Origin of the sequence: Nostoc sp. CmiVER01, assembly GCF_034531135.2 — a bacterium.
GTDB lineage: Bacteria > Cyanobacteriota > Cyanobacteriia > Cyanobacteriales > Nostocaceae > Nostoc.
Genome location: NZ_JAVRBU020000004.1, coordinates 1 through 15,586, shown reverse-complemented (window position 1 = coordinate 15,586; position 15,586 = coordinate 1). Strand labels below are relative to the sequence as shown.

Here is a 15,586-nt window from a genome sequence, read left to right as displayed (position 1 = left end):
AGTAATATTTTAGTTAATTCAAATTTATTAGCTTAAACCTTCAAATTAACTTATAAAAATTACTATTAAACATATTTTTCAAATTTTTTACTAACACTAAAATTAGCTTTTGGTATTTCACTTATGTATATAGCTGTATGGCCTGGAAATGTATATCCCTTAGGTGCTACTTGGGATGGCAAAGGCACAAACTTTGCTTTATTTTCCGAAAATGCAACAGGTGTAGAACTTTGTTTATTTGATGCTGATAATGAGGAGATTCGCTTGCCTTTAACAGAAAAAAATAATTTTGTTTGGCACGCTTATCTACCAGGAGTAGGGCCTGGACAACGCTATGGATTTAGAGTACATGGCCCTTGGGCCCCAGAACTTGGTCATCGATTTAACCCTAATAAACTACTAATTGATCCCTATGCTAAGGCAATTGATGGGGAAATTATCGATAATCCAGCTAATTTTGGCTACTCTTTAGACGCACTAGAACAAGACCTATCTTTTTCTGATTTAGATAATGCCGAAATTGTGCCGAAGTCTATTGTTGTCGATCAGTCTTTTGATTGGGGAGATGACAAACTACTTTCTATACCGTGGCACGAAACAATTATTTATGAAACTCACGTTAAAGGTTTTACTAAGCTACACCCAGAAATTCCAGAAGAATTACGTGGTACTTATGCAGGGCTAGCACATCCAGCCGCAATTCAGTATCTTCAACAACTAGGAATCACATCTGTGGAATTGATGCCTGTGCATCACTTTTTATCTTCTCCAGGATTTCTAGTGGATAAAGGACTTAAAAACTATTGGGGTTACGATTCCATTAATTATTTGACACCCTACTCCGGTTACAGTGCTAGTGGTTCACTCGGACAGCAAGTCACCGAGTTTAAGCAGATGGTCAAGAACTTACACGCTGCTGGCATTGAAGTAATTTTAGATGTAGTTTATAACCACACTGGCGAAGGCAATCATTTAGGGCCAACATTGTCACTGCGAGGTATCGATAATGCTGTGTACTATCGCTTGGTCAAAGATAATTCTCGTTACAACATGGACTTCACAGGCTGCGGCAACTCTCTGAATGTGCGTCATGCCCAAGTTCTGAAGTTAATCATGGATAGCCTGCGCTATTGGGTAACAGAAATGCATGTTGATGGCTTTCGCTTTGACTTAGCTTCGGCATTAGCGCGAGAACTATATGAAGTAGATAATCTTGCAGCTTTTTTTGATATTATTCATCAAGATCCAGTTCTGGCAGATGTGAAGCTGATTGCTGAACCTTGGGATTTGGGAGAAGGCGGTTATCAAGTTGGCAATTTCCCTTTACGTTGGTCTGAATGGAATGGCAGATATCGTGATACTGTCCGGGATTTCTGGCGTGGTGAAGATGATAGCCTGGGGCAATTTGCTTACTGTTTTACTGGCAGTCCTGACCTTTACCAAGCAAATGGGCGTAATCCCAGTGCCAGTATTAATTTCGTCACTGCTCATGATGGCTTTACGCTCAATGATTTGGTCAGCTACAACGAAAAGCATAATCAGGCCAACGGCGAAGATAGCCGGGATGGGGAAAGCCATAACCGCTCTTGGAATTGCGGCGTAGAAGGAGAAACCGATAACCCAGACGTAATCCGCTTACGGGAACGTCAGCGACGCAACTTTTTAGCAACTCTAATGCTGTCTCAAGGTGTACCCATGCTACTAGCAGGAGATGAAATTGGTTGCACTCAGAAGGGTAATAATAATGCTTACTGCCAAGATAATGAAATTTCTTGGCGTGATTGGAGTTTACAAAAGTCTAATTCTGAACTACTATATTTTAGCCGCGAACTGATTGATTTTCGTCATAAGCATCCAGTATTTAGACGGCGTAAGTGGTTTCAAGGTCGTCCTATTCACGGTTTTGGTATTAATGATATCGGTTGGTTTAATGCCGATGGTAGCGAAATGACTGAAAAGCAGTGGTTAGTTAGTTATGCCAAAGCTATGGAAATTTTCTTGAATGGCGAGGGCATTCTTACTCCTGGCTCCCGTGGTGAACGGATTATTGATGAAAGCTTTTTGCTATTTTTTAATGCTCACTACGAAACGCTTGAGTTTGCTTTACCCAATGTTTTCCAAGATAGGGAATGGGAAATAGTTATTGACACTAACGAGCCTCGCTTCCTTAGCCCAGGAAAATTGGTTATGGGTGAGCAAACTGTGCCAGTTACAGACCGTTCTATCATGGTGTTACGTCGTCTTGCTTAGTAGCAGAAAAATATCAAGTGTTATAACGGTTCTTCGTTCTAGACAGAAACCGCCCAGAACTGAAGTTTTGCGGCTCATAGCTAAAGTCCGTTAAAACGGACTATAACCTTTTCTCAGTCGTCTTTAGACGACCTTCGCTATTAGACTCAGAATTCATTCTGAGGCGGACTAAATGAGAATGACATAGCCCTGGATTTAGGACTGCTATATCAGTATGTCTAGGAATGGTGGGTTTCGTGCAATATAGCGCCCTACTTTAGCCTTGCCATGCTGGTGCTGGAGTCTGAGCCGACTATGAAGCGATCGCACAATTAACTTCACTCAGTTTTTTATTTGACCTCTATATTCAAGCATCTATTACGTAGCTATCTCACAGATGGATCATGTCAAAGTGCGGTGCTGCGAGGTATGCCCAACAGCTACTGAGCCAGATTTCCTCTCTACGAGACGCTCAAAGCGAAAGCTTGAAAAAGGTCTGCATCGCAGTCCAATACCAATATGGTTTCGTGTTATGCGATCGCTCCCCTCAACCATTCCACCTCTCAAACCCACTGAGTATCAAACGCATCTTTCCCAGTTCCATAAATCAAGTTACCGTATTCCTGCCATTTGGCTATTTCTTGGGCTTCAATTTGGGGCGCGTACAGAACAGCAAGATTTTCTTCCAATTGCTGCCTAGTTTTGGGAGCGGTGAGCGCCAGACGCACCCCTGGATGATTTAGCGCATAGCGATAACAATCTACTGCGGTAGGTAACTTTCCGTGCCAGTTGTGATCACCTTTGAGCAACGTTCCCCAGCGCGTACAAGTGAATGCCACCACAGGAATACCAGCTTTTTGAGCAGCAGGTAAAACATCTTCTTCAGCCTGACGATGTGCCATATTGTAGCGGTGCATCAACACATCACACTGATGACGTTCTATCATTTCTAAAGCTATGGCTCGGTTGTGTGTGGTAACTCCCACGTAGCGCACAAGTCCTTTATCTTTCCACGAATAAAGTTCATCAAGCAACACCTGAACCTGGGTCATGTCGTCAGCAGGCGAAACATATTCAATAAAAAATACATCTACCTGCTCGACATCTAGGCGATGGCGCACAGAGTCCAAATAATTGCGTAAAGATTGTATATTTCGATTTTCACTCCCCGTTGCTACCAAGACTCGCTCACGGTTTGTTAGCAAGAGAGATTTTAAGCCACTCAAAAAGTTTTCAGATTCTAAATTGTAAAAGAAAAGGTAATTGATTCCCCCCTCAAATGCCAACAAAACAGTTGCAGCGTTATCGATTGCCCTGCCAAACCAAGAATGCTTGCTGGTTGTCCTTGTAGCGTTGATAATTCCACGGTCAACTATCCGACTTCTTTCTTTCAGTGTATTACACCAGTAAAATGTTAGTGAGGATATCATCAGTGATAAACTTTTAATTTCAAAATTCTTCCACTTCACTAGCGCCACACTCATCCGCTCAAAGAAAGGGATATATAATAGGTGGCTATATAAATAAAAAGTGGGCGGGTAGGTAACACCTCCTACTTCATTTTAATTACTTGATTTTTTGCTTTAGTCCACGTTTTAGGGTTAAAAGTGCCCCTAGAGTGCCTATAGCTAATAAACTTGCTGTAGAAGTTGGCTCCGGTATTGAAGCTACTGACAGAACAATGTTGTCAATAGCAAGATTATCATCGAAATTTTTTCTTATTATTCCTGAAAAAGTCACAGATTGCAAATTATTAAATGTTTCCGGCAGTAAAAATGTTTGAAATTTGTTTTCCAAATTAAAAAACGTAGATACTTGTGAGTTATCGTTTTTTAATCCTCTAATGACTATTTGTGGAGATGTAATATCATTATTACTACCGAAACCTACTATTTTTGATGCATCAATGCTAGGTATTGAAAACAAAGCATTATCAGCATTTCTTATAGAAATAGTTCTACCACTTCCTCCTGCTGCTAAGTAAGGTGAATCTCCAGGAACACAATCACAGTTTTTTGGCTCAAAAACTAGGTCTACAAAATCAAAAGTACCTTGAGCATCAAATATAAATTTGTCAACTTTTAAAGTTTTAAAGCTGGCATTTCTCCCAGGATTAGGATTAACAACATCGTTAAATGTAATTGTTTCTCCATAAGCAAATTTGCTGTTAGTCAAAATGAAAAAAAGTGTTGAGGTTCCTAAACTCACAAGAAATTTTCTAATTGTTGCCATTTTTCTAAGACCCTCTTTACTAAAAAAACTTACTGAATTTATTATTTATGAATATGATACTCAAAAGCAATGCAGCTACAACATTTAAACTCAGAATCGCTGCTACCTTGTATAAAAATGCATACATACTGTAGACGATGATGAACGACTGCGATCGCTAGCTAAAATCAAAAGCACTGCATAGCCTTAACTGAACTGTATTGTTTTATGCTTGTAGTTTGGGGTCGGCTAGTAGATCGACTAATTCGTTCATTACAATTAGTTATGAAAGTCATCAATGCAATCCTATAATTTCTGCGCCTTCGCGCCGGATTTCCCACCAACACTCCACCCCATCACTCCAATAGCCTACATCAGCAGGACTTTCGGCAGCCTTGGGAAATCGATTGGCTACGCTTTGCTTTAAGAGCATGTCTACGACAGGCTGCGCCTACGCTACTTCCACCATCTCCAGATTTGCTTTCTCAGCCCCCATCATATCGTGTTCGGTGAAAGACTTATTATTAAAACCGCAGGGGAGCAGGGGGAAAGAAGTTTTCCTAGTTTTTGCATAGATGCGGGAATTATAACTAATTAGGCGGACATGACATCACTAGCAACCATATTCTGTAACCCGCCAAGGAAGAGGCTCAAAGTCGCGGATGTCGTCTTTGATACGTTGGCTGATGCTGATTTCTATAACTTTGTAATGCTAACTCCAAGATTATTCGATTTTTGCGTAAAACACGAAACTTGAGGTGAATAGTATTATATAACGGTATCTATTATGGATAAACTGGGAACAACGTTACTTGTCTCCCATATATTTTACTTCTATCAAAAACTGCTCTAGCTTTCGTCTAGGGCAGTTTTATATTGCACGGTAGAAGCCAGATTTACAACTGCATCCATAGCGATCGCCAGCGAAGGTAGTTTTCCCCATCCATTAGTTCCTTATATTTACTGTAATAGAGAAATAGTTATTTTTTTAGATAAAATCAATAATCTAGAAATTAGAGGAAGATTATTTGATGGTGTACTGTCAGTGGATAATGTACTTTGCCCAGCCCATCATATTGCAGACGCATTTATGTCCTCAATCTTCAAGAGGCGAAAATTAAGTTAACTCAAATTGGTATAGTCATATTATTGAGGCGCAATGTAATAAACCTTTATTGGTTTATCGTAATTTCACGCTAATTTTTTACATGGAGGTACAGTTCATGACTCCTCTGCACCGTTCACCTGCTGATAACTGGCTACCGTTACCTGTTGCTGCATGGCAAGATACTTATGAAACACTGCATCTATGGACTCAGATTGTTGGCAAAATTCGGTTAGCATTAACTCCTAAAATCAATCATTGGTGGCACTCAACTTTGTATGTCACACCCCGTGGACTCACAACCTCAACAATTCCCTATGGCAACCGCAATTTTCAAATTACCTTTAATTTTCTGCTTCATCAACTTCTAATTGAAACAAGCGATGGCACAACAAAAATCATCGAATTGGCTCCCCAATCTGTTGCTAACTTCTATCAAGCTGTAATCAATGCTTTAAAAGAAATCTCCATCGACGTGCGGATTTGGACAATGCCCCAGGAAGTTGCTGCTCCCATTCCCTTTGAACAAGATGAGAAACATACCGCCTATGACAGGGAATATGCTCAACGGTTTTGGCAAATTTTAGTTCAAACCGAGCGCATCTTGAGCCGATTTCGCTCTGATTATGCTGGAAAATGTAGCCCAGTACATTTTTTCTGGGGCAGTTTTGACTTAGCAGTGACTCGGTTTTCTGGGCGACGCGCTCCACAACATCCGGGCGGTGTACCGAATATGGCTGATTGGGTGACGCGAGAAGCTTACTCGCATGAAGTCAGTAGTTGTGGTTTTTGGTTTGGAGGTGGCGGACAAGAAGCTTTATTCTATGCCTATGCTTACCCAGAACCTGAAGGATTTAAAGATTACCCCATTCAGCCACAAGACGCGAGTTATAGCTCAGACATGAGAGAATTTATTCTGCCCTATGAAGCAGTGCGCCAAGCTAACGACCCAGATGCAATGGTACTTACGTTTTTACAAACTACATACGAAGCAGCAGCCAATTTAGCACAATGGGATCGTGCTGCATTAGACTACGCTCCAGCGCTAAAAAGCTAATTTAAAACAATCTTTATAATTTTCACCATAACTGGTACTCCAGTTTGGTGATGAGAAGAATGAAGGGTTAGGTGATAATATTAAGCACAACGCCATGTTTCTCGTAGAAAAAATGCAATTTTTATAACTGCTTTGCATTAGATTGACAACATTTTATAAGGGGTTGTTTAGCTAAATTCTCTAAATCCACAGATTTAAGCAAATTCATCCACTCCACCGCTAGAGTTGGATCTTCAGGTTTGCTAAGACGTAATTCAGCCAAAGTAGTCAAGGCATCGTACCAAATACCATTCTCGGCATAAAGATTTACCCGTTGCTGAGGAGTTACTTGCTTCAAGTTATCTACTAATTGAGGATTTGGATTGACCCGTTGCACCCATCCTTCCACATACTCTCGTTCTGGAGGTTGTTGGGGATTGCAAATGACTTTTATCTTGAAAAACCAGTGATACATCTTGTTTACTTGCAATGGGGGAGTATTTGCGCTTAAAGGAATGCTAATAATTCCTGGTACTTCTGGTATTGTTACTACTGTTCGGTAAAGAGTTTGACTTTGTTTACTTGACTCATCTTTGACAACAAACTCAATCGAATCAATTAGAGATTTTTGATAAGGGACAAAAAACCAAAACTTTGGATATTCCTCATTCGTCAAGCCCCAAACTTTAGTAACAGCAACAGTTTCTGTTTGCCCTTGATTTAATGTCTTTTTATATACAGGTACAAGTGCAATCACAGACTGATTCCCAACACCACAACCACGACTTGCAGCCCCTCCGCGATCGCCTGCCGCACCCCTGTCTGGAGGAGGCGGAGGAGGCGAAAATTTCTTAGGAGTAGCCGCCGCAACTGGTGTCATCCAAATCATTGAAGAATAGCCGATAATTCCTAAGCAAGTCATTCCCAGTGCCGCGATGAATTGTACTTTTTGCCAATAACTTTTCATAAAAACTCCTGACTTCTGCCTGCCAAACGGCGATTTTCATGCTTTAAATTGGCGTTATTATTAATTTTTAAATTTTATGTTTAAGTAAGTTATAGCTATTAAACTATTAACTACTAAAGCCAACATAGCAGGAATTAGTGGAACCCAACAACTATATACAATTAAAAATATAAAACAGCTAGCGTATAAGCTGATAATAGCTATCCCTCCTGCCAAGCTTAAGTAAATGAATCGGTGCAGATAGGCAGTAAACAAACCGCCTAAAAAAGACCAACCCCAAACCCAAATTACCTCACCCCAAAGTGGCCAAGTCCACAACAGAGGTTGTCCGTCTAAAGCAGCCTTGAGCAATTGACTGACCATCTGGGCTTGTAAAAATACTCCTGGTATTGCCTGTAATTTTCCTTGAGGGGTGATGTAGGGAGTTAACCAGTAATCACCAAAAGTGTCTGCTGTTGTGCCAATAATTACTATTTTGTCTTTGACTGCATTAGCATTTAGCTTATCCTTTAGCACTTGTTGTAAGGTCATACTTGGTGCGTTGGCGTAGCCTCTCGTAGAGAAACCTGCCGAAGGTATCGCTTCTGGTGAACCAGAAGAACGATAATTTAATAAGATTTGGTGTCCAAAAGCGTCAACCCCTTGATAACCCCCGGTATGAGCTTCTATTGGTTTAAATGTCACCTTCCCTAATTGCCAAGTGCCATCAGGGCTAAATTGCAACCGAATTCCTTTCGTATACAGGTAACGCAGCGCAAGTTGAACACTCAAGGCATAGGGCGCAGTACAAGGAGATGAGGGCGGGGGAGTTAACGCTAACAAATGGCGACGCACGACATTATCTGAATCTACGGCAATATCGCTAAAACCAAGATTCTGTGAAGAAAGTTCTGGGGGTGGTTTTACACCTGGTTTTCCGGCTTGAGAATCACTGATCTGACATACTCCCACAAAGCGATCGCTTTTTCGCATTCTTGCTGCCAATGCTGGATAATCCTTATCCACTGGATAATCTCGGTATATATCCAAACCAATAACTTGTGGTTGATATGCCTCTAATTTTTCTAAGAGTTTGGCAAGTGATTTGTCTGACAACGAACCTTGAGGTTTTTCCGGTTTTTGCGCCTGGACATCTTCTTCAGTCACAGTGACAATCAGTAGGCGTGAGTCTGGTTTTTCAGGAGGGCGCAAGCGTACTAGTTGGTCAAATGCACTTAACTCTAATGTTTGCAGCACACCCAAATACCTTACCCCGATTAATATTCCAGTTACTACCATGCTCGTCAGTAAGATTAATGAGAAGCCAAGCCGATTTGTGGTTCTTCTAACAGGCGTGGTTTGAGACAAAGATGCAGGAAGATTGGGTGTATTTCTAAACAATTCCCCCCAATTCAACGGCATCTCAGCCGGATTTTGAAAGATGATAGGCAACCATGTAGCACAGGGAAATTGGTTTTCTAGTCCCTGTAACCTTTCTCGTGCTTCCCTGACGGCTAAATATAATGAGTCTCCCCGCGCAAAGGCTTCTAAAAAATACTTTAAAAACTGTTGCGCTACGCGATCGGGTACAGGCTCTCGCATCACGATAATTTGGGGAATATGTAAATCTGCAAACTCCCATGCCAACCCCAAGCCATCACAAGAATTGAAAATCGCTAGTTTTAGACCTCGTTCTACTGCCTTTTTCAAGGCATACCTTAACTGGCTAATTGTTAAACTTTCAGTTTGATTAATATAGATTTTTCCTGTTTGATTCGTTTCCTGAGTAGAACTATGTCCGGCGAAAAATAGAATCTGCCAATTCTGCTCCCATAGCTGATCGGTAAGATCAAGGCATTGTGGTTCAACTAAAAAAGTGATATCTGTATTGGGTAATAAATTAAGTAGTGCCTGGTCTGCTTTGATATCAATACCTTTACTGTTACCCAAAATTGCTAAGATTTTTACTTTGTCGGATGTAGTTGCTATGCGGTTAAGGTTGACTTGTTCGTAGGTAGGAGCGCTCAAGGCGATTTCCGCTCGGGGATAGCGTTCTAGCAAATCCCAAAGATGCCAGGGAAATTTCTGTAATCGCAAGTCTTTAGTTTGTAAAAGCATCCGAATATTATCCGCAAGCATGAGTTTTTCTAACAATTTCTCGCGGATGGAACGAAAGGAATCGGAAGCAAGCCAAGTATTGAAACTGACTTTAAATTCCTCACTCACTTGCTGGCAGTGTTCTAGGCTGGAGGCTGGGTTAGGTTCTTTATGTAAACCAATCGGACGAGATGGCAACTTTAAATTACGATAAATAGATTGCCAACGGTGATAATCGCGGAGAATTTCCGGGTTGGGGGGAAGCTCACCTGTGATTTCCACAGTCGGGCGGACATTTTCATCGCCAATCTGTAAAGTCACGGTAAACCCTTGTTCAAAGTTTCCCTCCCCTAACTTTAAGATGATTAACTTGTCCACAGCTAGTTCTTCCTAGATGTTGAGTACACCCGTAGGGGCATGGCAGTGCTTATTGGTGTCAACTTAAGATCAAACCCTTGTAACACATACGTTTTACCCCACCCTAACCCTCCCCTTGTAAAGGGGAGGGAACTCGATTTCCGGTTTCTCCCCTTTGCAAGGTTAGTTAGTGAGCGACAATTCACCAGCCCCTTTAAGAGGGAACTCGATTTCCGGCTTCCCCCCTTTACAAGGGGGGATTGAGGGGGGTAATTCGACTTGTGTGTACACCGTAGCCCCAAGGCATCGGGGAGGGGCGGTTTTGGTTTTAGACACCAAGGTGAGGTGACGCTGTGAGTAACCATAAGTAAATGAACTCAATATCACGTCTTGACAAGGGTTTCACGTTAAATTAACACCTATGGGCACTGCCGTGCCCTTACACCCTGCTATATATATCTTGGTTGCTAAATAGGTTGTTGTGTGTAGTGAAATTCAGTTTAAGAGTAAATAATAGAGGCTGAACGTGAAGATTTTTGAAGGTAAAACTTAAAACCGCAAAATCTCTCGGTCATAGTCTTCAGGTGTGGGTTCTATTTCCCAAGCTAATCCTTCTCCTAGTTCCAAAATTACTTCCAAATACAACATATCTACAGGAGTTATTGCTGTATCTTGATTATTTTCAAAAGCTTGTAAGTCTTCCGTTAGCAGTCGAAGCTTAAACCCAGCCGGAATTTGACCATCAAGAGTTGTACTTCGCAATTCAAAACGCCAAACATAATCCTCAAAAGCGCTTTTTGGGAAAATGCGTAACTCGTATGTTTGCTCTGCAATTATTATTTGCCGAGACAAGCCTAGAACTGGTTCTGCACTTCGCATTCCCACAGGTACCACAACGAATTCTCTTTTTTCCCATCCCCACTGTTGAGCTAAATTGGCTACTCCTGTCTGTAACCATTGCGGAATCGATCGCTGTATAAGTAAACCCTGACGCAGTTCATACAACTTTTTTCGCCAACCGCTATGTGCCAAAAGCGCACCCCAGAGTGAAAATGGAACTGCTAAACGTGGGAATTTCACATCGCGATCGCCCAATCTTTCTAAAAGGTTTTCTGCCTGGGTTTTGCTAATAGAATCTATTGGTGCAATCTCAGCACGTAAGGTTTCTAGCTGATTAAGTTGGCGTGTAACCCACAGCACATTAATATCTGGAATTAAATCTTCTTTTTCCAAGCTGTAAGTGCGATCGCCAGCATCATAAACCCCTTTTGTTTTCAGAATTTGATGGGTTGTGTAGCCAAAAATCTTCATCCAGCCATCATCGGGATTGACTTGTACTGCTATGTAATAGTCGGCAATCCACTCTGGTATATCTACCCATTCTTGAGGTACGCGTAACTCATCGTCATCCATCGCCAGGGTGGGAATTAATACCAGGCGATCGCGCTCGAAAGTAATAGCTGTGCCATTGACTACTTCCCAAAAACTCGGCAATGCCGCATTGTTAGGATAAACCCTGGCGGTGGGAGCAATTTCCTCTTGGAACCAAGGCAAAAATGCTTGCAAGCATTTTTGATTTATCCATCCACGTTGACAAGCACCAGCTGTTGAGTATGGTTGTTCTTGCGTCTCTGGAAATTGGGTAATTTCCAAGTATAAATGCTGCGAGTCAATAGTGAATGGGGCAGGTGGGGTCAACATAAATAATTCTAGAATGGCTCCATATAAAGACCATGTTAGGGAGAGGGGAGAGACAAAATTATTTCTTGTCTACTGATTGAATTTGGGTATGGCTATATTGGACTTTGAGCCATTCCTCTAAACTTGTGTTTATGGCATCTACTACGTCGGATTTAGGGGAAATATGTAAGGTGTTTTGACTCCATTGCGTTAGAGTCAGGAGCAATGACTTTTTAATGCTGCTCAGGTGGCGAGAAACAGTATATTGCTTAATTTCTAACTGGGCAGCAATTTCTTGTTGAGTCAGTTGTTGAACGTAGTAAGCTTGTAGTACTTTTTGGGACTCAGCATCGAGTGCACCGATCGCTTGGGACAAAACTTGGTTTAACTGAGTTTGCTGCGAGCGCATATTCACAGCTTCTTCCTGCTCAATAATTTCCGTTAGTAAAGATGTTTGCACTACAGGTAATATATCTAATAAATTACCCTCATCTTCTTTGAGGGGAGCGTCTGCGGAAACAAATTTAGGATAGAGGAAAGTACGGGCAGCCTTAGCAGCAGATAATACCCATGCTTCTATAGTTTGCTGATTGGCGGCGGCAGTGGGTGAACTCAATCGGCTTAAACGTTCTGCATTATAAAGATTACTAATAGCCTCCCAAGTTCGGACATCTGGTTTGGTGAACTGACGAATTTTTGTATTGTCACCTGTGTAGAGTTCCTTAAAGCATTCCCAGGCTAAAACATAACTCTCGATGTTTTGAGTGTTAAATCCGGCATTTTGTAATGACTGCACTAGTCGTTTGCGACTGAGTTTATGCAATAATGCCCAGTCTGAGCAAATGTCTGCTTCCCGATGTAAGCGCAGTGCATCTTTGATAATCGATTCAAAAGTTAATTCTGCATAGGCTTTTAAATGCGAACTGTATTGAGAGTTGAAATTTCTGAGTATTTTGTTAATATGAGCGATCGCCATCTGAAAACAGTCTGCTACAGACGACTGCGTGGGAAAATTGAGGGCGAATTTTCTGGCAGTCCAATAGCACACCTCTTGTAGATAAGCAGAAATATGTGCAAGTGCCACAGCACTAGATTGAGTCTGCCAAACTCTATACCAGTAAAGTGCCCAAAAGGTATCTGATTTCTCAGTTGACGACTCCAGGCAAACTTTCATACTGCGTCGCAGTTTAGCATCTGTTGCCCAACCACTAAACTGGTCTACATCAAATTGCACAAAGGTAGAAAAGATTTCAACAATACCCTGTCGGGGTTGCATGGAATACTTGCCACTGTTTTAAACATAGCTCGATTTCAATTATACAGCCATAGGTACAAAAGCTAATTCATTGCTGCGTAAGGATTTTACAAATTTTTCAAAATTTTTTCGAGCCAAGTGCATAAAAACTAAAAGTCATCGTAGAGAGTGATATGCAGAGAAGTTCATTTAAAAAGATGCTTTCTTTGGGGACTAGCGGAATCATTGAATAAGTTCGTTAAATACAGAACAAAATTTCGATGATTACATCCGCAAATTTATTCCACAAACATGCAACTTCTTAAAAGTTACCTAATTATCTCTGCATCACCTAATCAACAAAGAGGCAAAAACCATGAAGATAACATGAATTACCAAAAGACTCATGTCATAAAGTCTTCACTTTAGGTTGTCATGTTCTCAAATCTTGGAATTTAATTGCAGGTAATTTGCTGCTGGAATCCAGACAAAAAATTACATCTGCTGAGTTGAACTTAACTAATATCAACAACAAAAGGAGTCAAAAATGACTGTCTACGATAATATCGGTGTTCTGCCTGCTACCCCTGTTACCCGCAATGACTTTAATTTAAATGTTTTAGATTCCACTGATGTCTTTGAGTTCAGAATTGACACTACCCAAAACATCAATTTGTCTCTGACAAATATCAGTGCTGGTGATGATGCCGATTTGCGCCTTTATCAAGATAACGGTAACGGTTTTTTTGATACAGGCGACCAACTAGTTGATTTTTCCAGTAGGGGAAGCAACCAAGATGACTTCCTTAATCGTCGAGCAGACGCAGGTACTTATTTTGCCGAAGTCCGTCGCTTTAGCACTTCATCAGGCGATGTAAGTTACGATTTAGCCTTGTCTGCAACTACACCCAATTCGACAAGTGGTTTCAGCAATCTTTTGCCTAGAGAGTTTGCACTTGGTGACTTGTCAGCTGATGTTACCCGCTTTGGGACAATAAGTAATACCAACACCACAGATACTTACGAATTCTCTCTGGGATTCTTTGAGGGTGTCGACATTACACTGAGCGGACTCCAAAGTGATGCTGACATCCGACTGATTGCCGACTATAACAACAATCGTATTGTTGATGCAGGTGAGGAAGTTGCACGTTCTACTAAAGGTGGTATTACATCGGAAGTAATTTCCAACACTAATCTTTCTGGTAATTACTTCTTGCAGGTCAATCAATATAGTACTATACAGACTGCCTACACCTTAACTTTTGACCAATTTACCACCACCGATGCTTAAGTTTAGGGATTAGAAGTGATAGGCGGTAATTGAAAGCATTGTAAGGTAATGCTCTCAAGTGTACGTAAATAGTGCAAGCGGCAGAGAATCATACTTGAACTTTGCCGCTTTATTCCAATAATGATCGCTGCACTTATCAAATATTTCAACAAAATAGTCTTGAAATATGACTAAAGCTTTACAACAAATAAGCGATGTCTACGACGGGCATAGCTACATCTCAGCTTTACCTAAAGAAATTATTCCATTTTTGGCTAGTTACAATCTGATTGGGCAATTGTTATCTCAGAGCATTATCGAATCTGCGATCGCACCAATCACCTGCACACAAGCAGAAACATCTCATGCTCTAGAGCAATTTTATCAGCATTGGGATTTAACAAGTGAGCAAAAAATACAAGATTGGTGTTCGCGTTATTGTCTGACTCAAGAGCAATTAGAACTTTTCGCAACCCGAAAACTCAGAGTTGAAAAGTTCAAGCAAATAACTTGGGGACATCAACTAGAATCTTACTTTCTCAAATACAAAAAACATTTTGATAAAGCCATTTATTCTTTAATTCGGACTGAAAATAGAGAAACTGCCAACGAACTATTTTTCCGAATTACAGAAGGGGAACAGTCATTTGCTGAACTAGCGCGTGAATATTCTCAAGGGACAGAAGCTGATACAGGCGGCATTGTCGGTCCAGTAGAACTTGGTACTCTTACTCCCAATTTTGCTCAGTTACTTTGCACAAGGCAAGTGGGTATAGTTCAACCACCCATACTTTTTGGAGAATCATGGGTAATTTTACGTGTGGAAAAGTTTATAACTGCACAGTTTGACAACTTTATGCGCCAAAGATTACTACAAGAAAATTTTGAAGCTTGGTTTCAACAGCAAGTAAATCAACTGTCACCTGAAGAAAAAACCTGGATGTGAATCATACCAATTCAAAATTAAAGTTTTCAAGTACCCTTCTTCTGTCAGTCCCCGGAAAATATAGAGATTTGGTTTAGCATTTTGGTTCGGAATTATCAGCAAGAATCAGATCAAATTGGTGGACTAGGAGGGCAGGGGGCAGGGAGCAGGGGGCAGGGAGAGAAAGAAAAATATTATCTGAGTAAATTGGATAATTTATTTTCTGGAAGTCCCTTACCCAGATTATGGTACTCTGAATGGTCAAGTGCAGACGATTTCTCCAGATGCGATCGCTTTTGTGTTTAATAAAAGCAAGTTTGCTAAATTCCTATATTAAATTCGGGCAGTCGTTTATCGAATTCGGGTAGTCGTTTATTGAATTCGGGCAGTCGTTTATTGAATTCGGGCAGTCGTTTATCGAATTCGGGCAGTCGTTTATAGAATTCGGGTAGTCGTTTATTGAATTCGGGCAATATATTATTTAAATATTGAA

11 protein-coding genes and 1 pseudogene are annotated in these 15,586 nt (G+C 40.9%); 5 read left to right on the top strand and 7 right to left on the bottom strand.

The genetic code is table 11. The features are described from left to right. Positions 1–123 precede the first annotated feature (123 nt). Positions 124–2,250, top strand: a complete 2,127-nt coding sequence (gene glgX / locus RMZ43_RS07200; RefSeq protein ID WP_322655304.1) for a glycogen debranching protein GlgX — start codon at positions 124–126, stop codon at positions 2,248–2,250. 542 nt (positions 2,251–2,792) lie between these two features. Here the strand turns inward: glgX and RMZ43_RS07195 are convergent. The 3 genes from RMZ43_RS07195 to RMZ43_RS07185 form a co-directional block, all read right to left on the bottom strand. Next, positions 2,793–3,659 (bottom strand): aldo/keto reductase, encoded by an 867-nt coding sequence (locus RMZ43_RS07195; RefSeq protein WP_322655303.1) that lies wholly within the window; start codon positions 3,657–3,659, stop codon positions 2,793–2,795. 136 nt (positions 3,660–3,795) lie between these two features. Beyond that, positions 3,796–4,461 (bottom strand): hypothetical protein, encoded by a 666-nt coding sequence (locus RMZ43_RS07190; protein ID WP_322655302.1) that lies wholly within the window; start codon positions 4,459–4,461, stop codon positions 3,796–3,798. Between the two features lie 274 nt (positions 4,462–4,735). Beyond that, on the bottom strand, positions 4,736–4,873 hold the full coding sequence (locus tag RMZ43_RS07185) for a hypothetical protein (RefSeq protein WP_322655301.1): 138 nt from the start codon (positions 4,871–4,873) through the stop codon (positions 4,736–4,738). A 471-nt stretch (positions 4,874–5,344) separates the two neighbouring features. Between RMZ43_RS07185 and RMZ43_RS07180 the strand changes: the two are divergent. Both RMZ43_RS07180 and RMZ43_RS07175 read left to right on the top strand, forming a co-directional pair. After that, positions 5,345–5,470 (top strand): annotated as a pseudogene (locus tag RMZ43_RS07180) (DUF6671 family protein); the annotation flags it as partial. Between the two features lie 193 nt (positions 5,471–5,663). Further along, on the top strand, positions 5,664–6,602 hold the full coding sequence (locus RMZ43_RS07175) for a DUF5996 family protein (protein WP_322655300.1): 939 nt from the start codon (positions 5,664–5,666) through the stop codon (positions 6,600–6,602). Positions 6,603–6,723: 121 nt separating this feature from the next. Here the strand turns inward: RMZ43_RS07175 and RMZ43_RS07170 are convergent, their stop codons facing one another. The 4 genes from RMZ43_RS07170 to RMZ43_RS07155 form a co-directional block, all read right to left on the bottom strand. Beyond that, the gene (locus RMZ43_RS07170; protein ID WP_322648968.1) at positions 6,724–7,548 is read right to left on the bottom strand and encodes a DUF928 domain-containing protein; all 825 of its coding nucleotides are present in this window, start codon (positions 7,546–7,548) and stop codon (positions 6,724–6,726) included. A 60-nt stretch (positions 7,549–7,608) separates the two neighbouring features. Next, positions 7,609–10,002 (bottom strand): CHASE2 domain-containing protein, encoded by a 2,394-nt coding sequence (locus tag RMZ43_RS07165; protein WP_322655299.1) that lies wholly within the window; start codon positions 10,000–10,002, stop codon positions 7,609–7,611. 528 nt (positions 10,003–10,530) lie between these two features. Beyond that, on the bottom strand, positions 10,531–11,682 hold the full coding sequence (locus tag RMZ43_RS07160; protein WP_322655298.1) for a DUF1822 family protein: 1,152 nt from the start codon (positions 11,680–11,682) through the stop codon (positions 10,531–10,533). 58 nt (positions 11,683–11,740) lie between these two features. Next, positions 11,741–12,937 carry a sigma-70 family RNA polymerase sigma factor gene (locus RMZ43_RS07155; RefSeq protein WP_322655297.1) on the bottom strand — a complete coding sequence of 399 codons (1,197 nt, stop codon included), beginning with the start codon at positions 12,935–12,937 and terminating at the stop codon, positions 11,741–11,743. Between the two features lie 505 nt (positions 12,938–13,442). Between RMZ43_RS07155 and RMZ43_RS07150 the strand changes: the two genes are divergently transcribed. Together RMZ43_RS07150 and RMZ43_RS07145 are read left to right on the top strand one after the other, a co-directional pair. Next, complete coding sequence (locus RMZ43_RS07150) at positions 13,443–14,189, top strand: pre-peptidase C-terminal domain-containing protein (protein ID WP_322655296.1); 747 nt, start codon at positions 13,443–13,445, stop codon at positions 14,187–14,189. 166 nt (positions 14,190–14,355) lie between these two features. After that, positions 14,356–15,114, top strand: a complete 759-nt coding sequence (locus RMZ43_RS07145) for a peptidylprolyl isomerase (protein WP_322655295.1) — start codon at positions 14,356–14,358, stop codon at positions 15,112–15,114. The last annotated feature ends 472 nt before the right edge of the window (positions 15,115–15,586 follow it).

Bases quoted from the DNA above. Each gene is read 5' to 3' on its own strand.
- RMZ43_RS07175 (WP_322655300.1), top strand. From the start codon at position 5,664: ATGACTCCTCTGCACCGTTCACCTGCTGATAACTGGCTACCGTTACCT.
- RMZ43_RS07160 (WP_322655298.1), bottom strand. From the start codon at position 11,682: ATGTTGACCCCACCTGCCCCATTCACTATTGACTCGCAGCATTTATAC.
- RMZ43_RS07185 (WP_322655301.1), bottom strand. From the start codon at position 4,873: ATGCTCTTAAAGCAAAGCGTAGCCAATCGATTTCCCAAGGCTGCCGAA.
- RMZ43_RS07190 (WP_322655302.1), bottom strand. From the start codon at position 4,461: ATGGCAACAATTAGAAAATTTCTTGTGAGTTTAGGAACCTCAACACTT.
- RMZ43_RS07195 (WP_322655303.1), bottom strand. From the start codon at position 3,659: ATGATATCCTCACTAACATTTTACTGGTGTAATACACTGAAAGAAAGA.
- RMZ43_RS07170 (WP_322648968.1), bottom strand. From the start codon at position 7,548: ATGAAAAGTTATTGGCAAAAAGTACAATTCATCGCGGCACTGGGAATG.
- RMZ43_RS07145 (WP_322655295.1), top strand. From the start codon at position 14,356: ATGACTAAAGCTTTACAACAAATAAGCGATGTCTACGACGGGCATAGC.
- RMZ43_RS07155 (WP_322655297.1), bottom strand. From the start codon at position 12,937: ATGCAACCCCGACAGGGTATTGTTGAAATCTTTTCTACCTTTGTGCAA.
- RMZ43_RS07150 (WP_322655296.1), top strand. From the start codon at position 13,443: ATGACTGTCTACGATAATATCGGTGTTCTGCCTGCTACCCCTGTTACC.
- glgX (WP_322655304.1), top strand. From the start codon at position 124: ATGTATATAGCTGTATGGCCTGGAAATGTATATCCCTTAGGTGCTACT.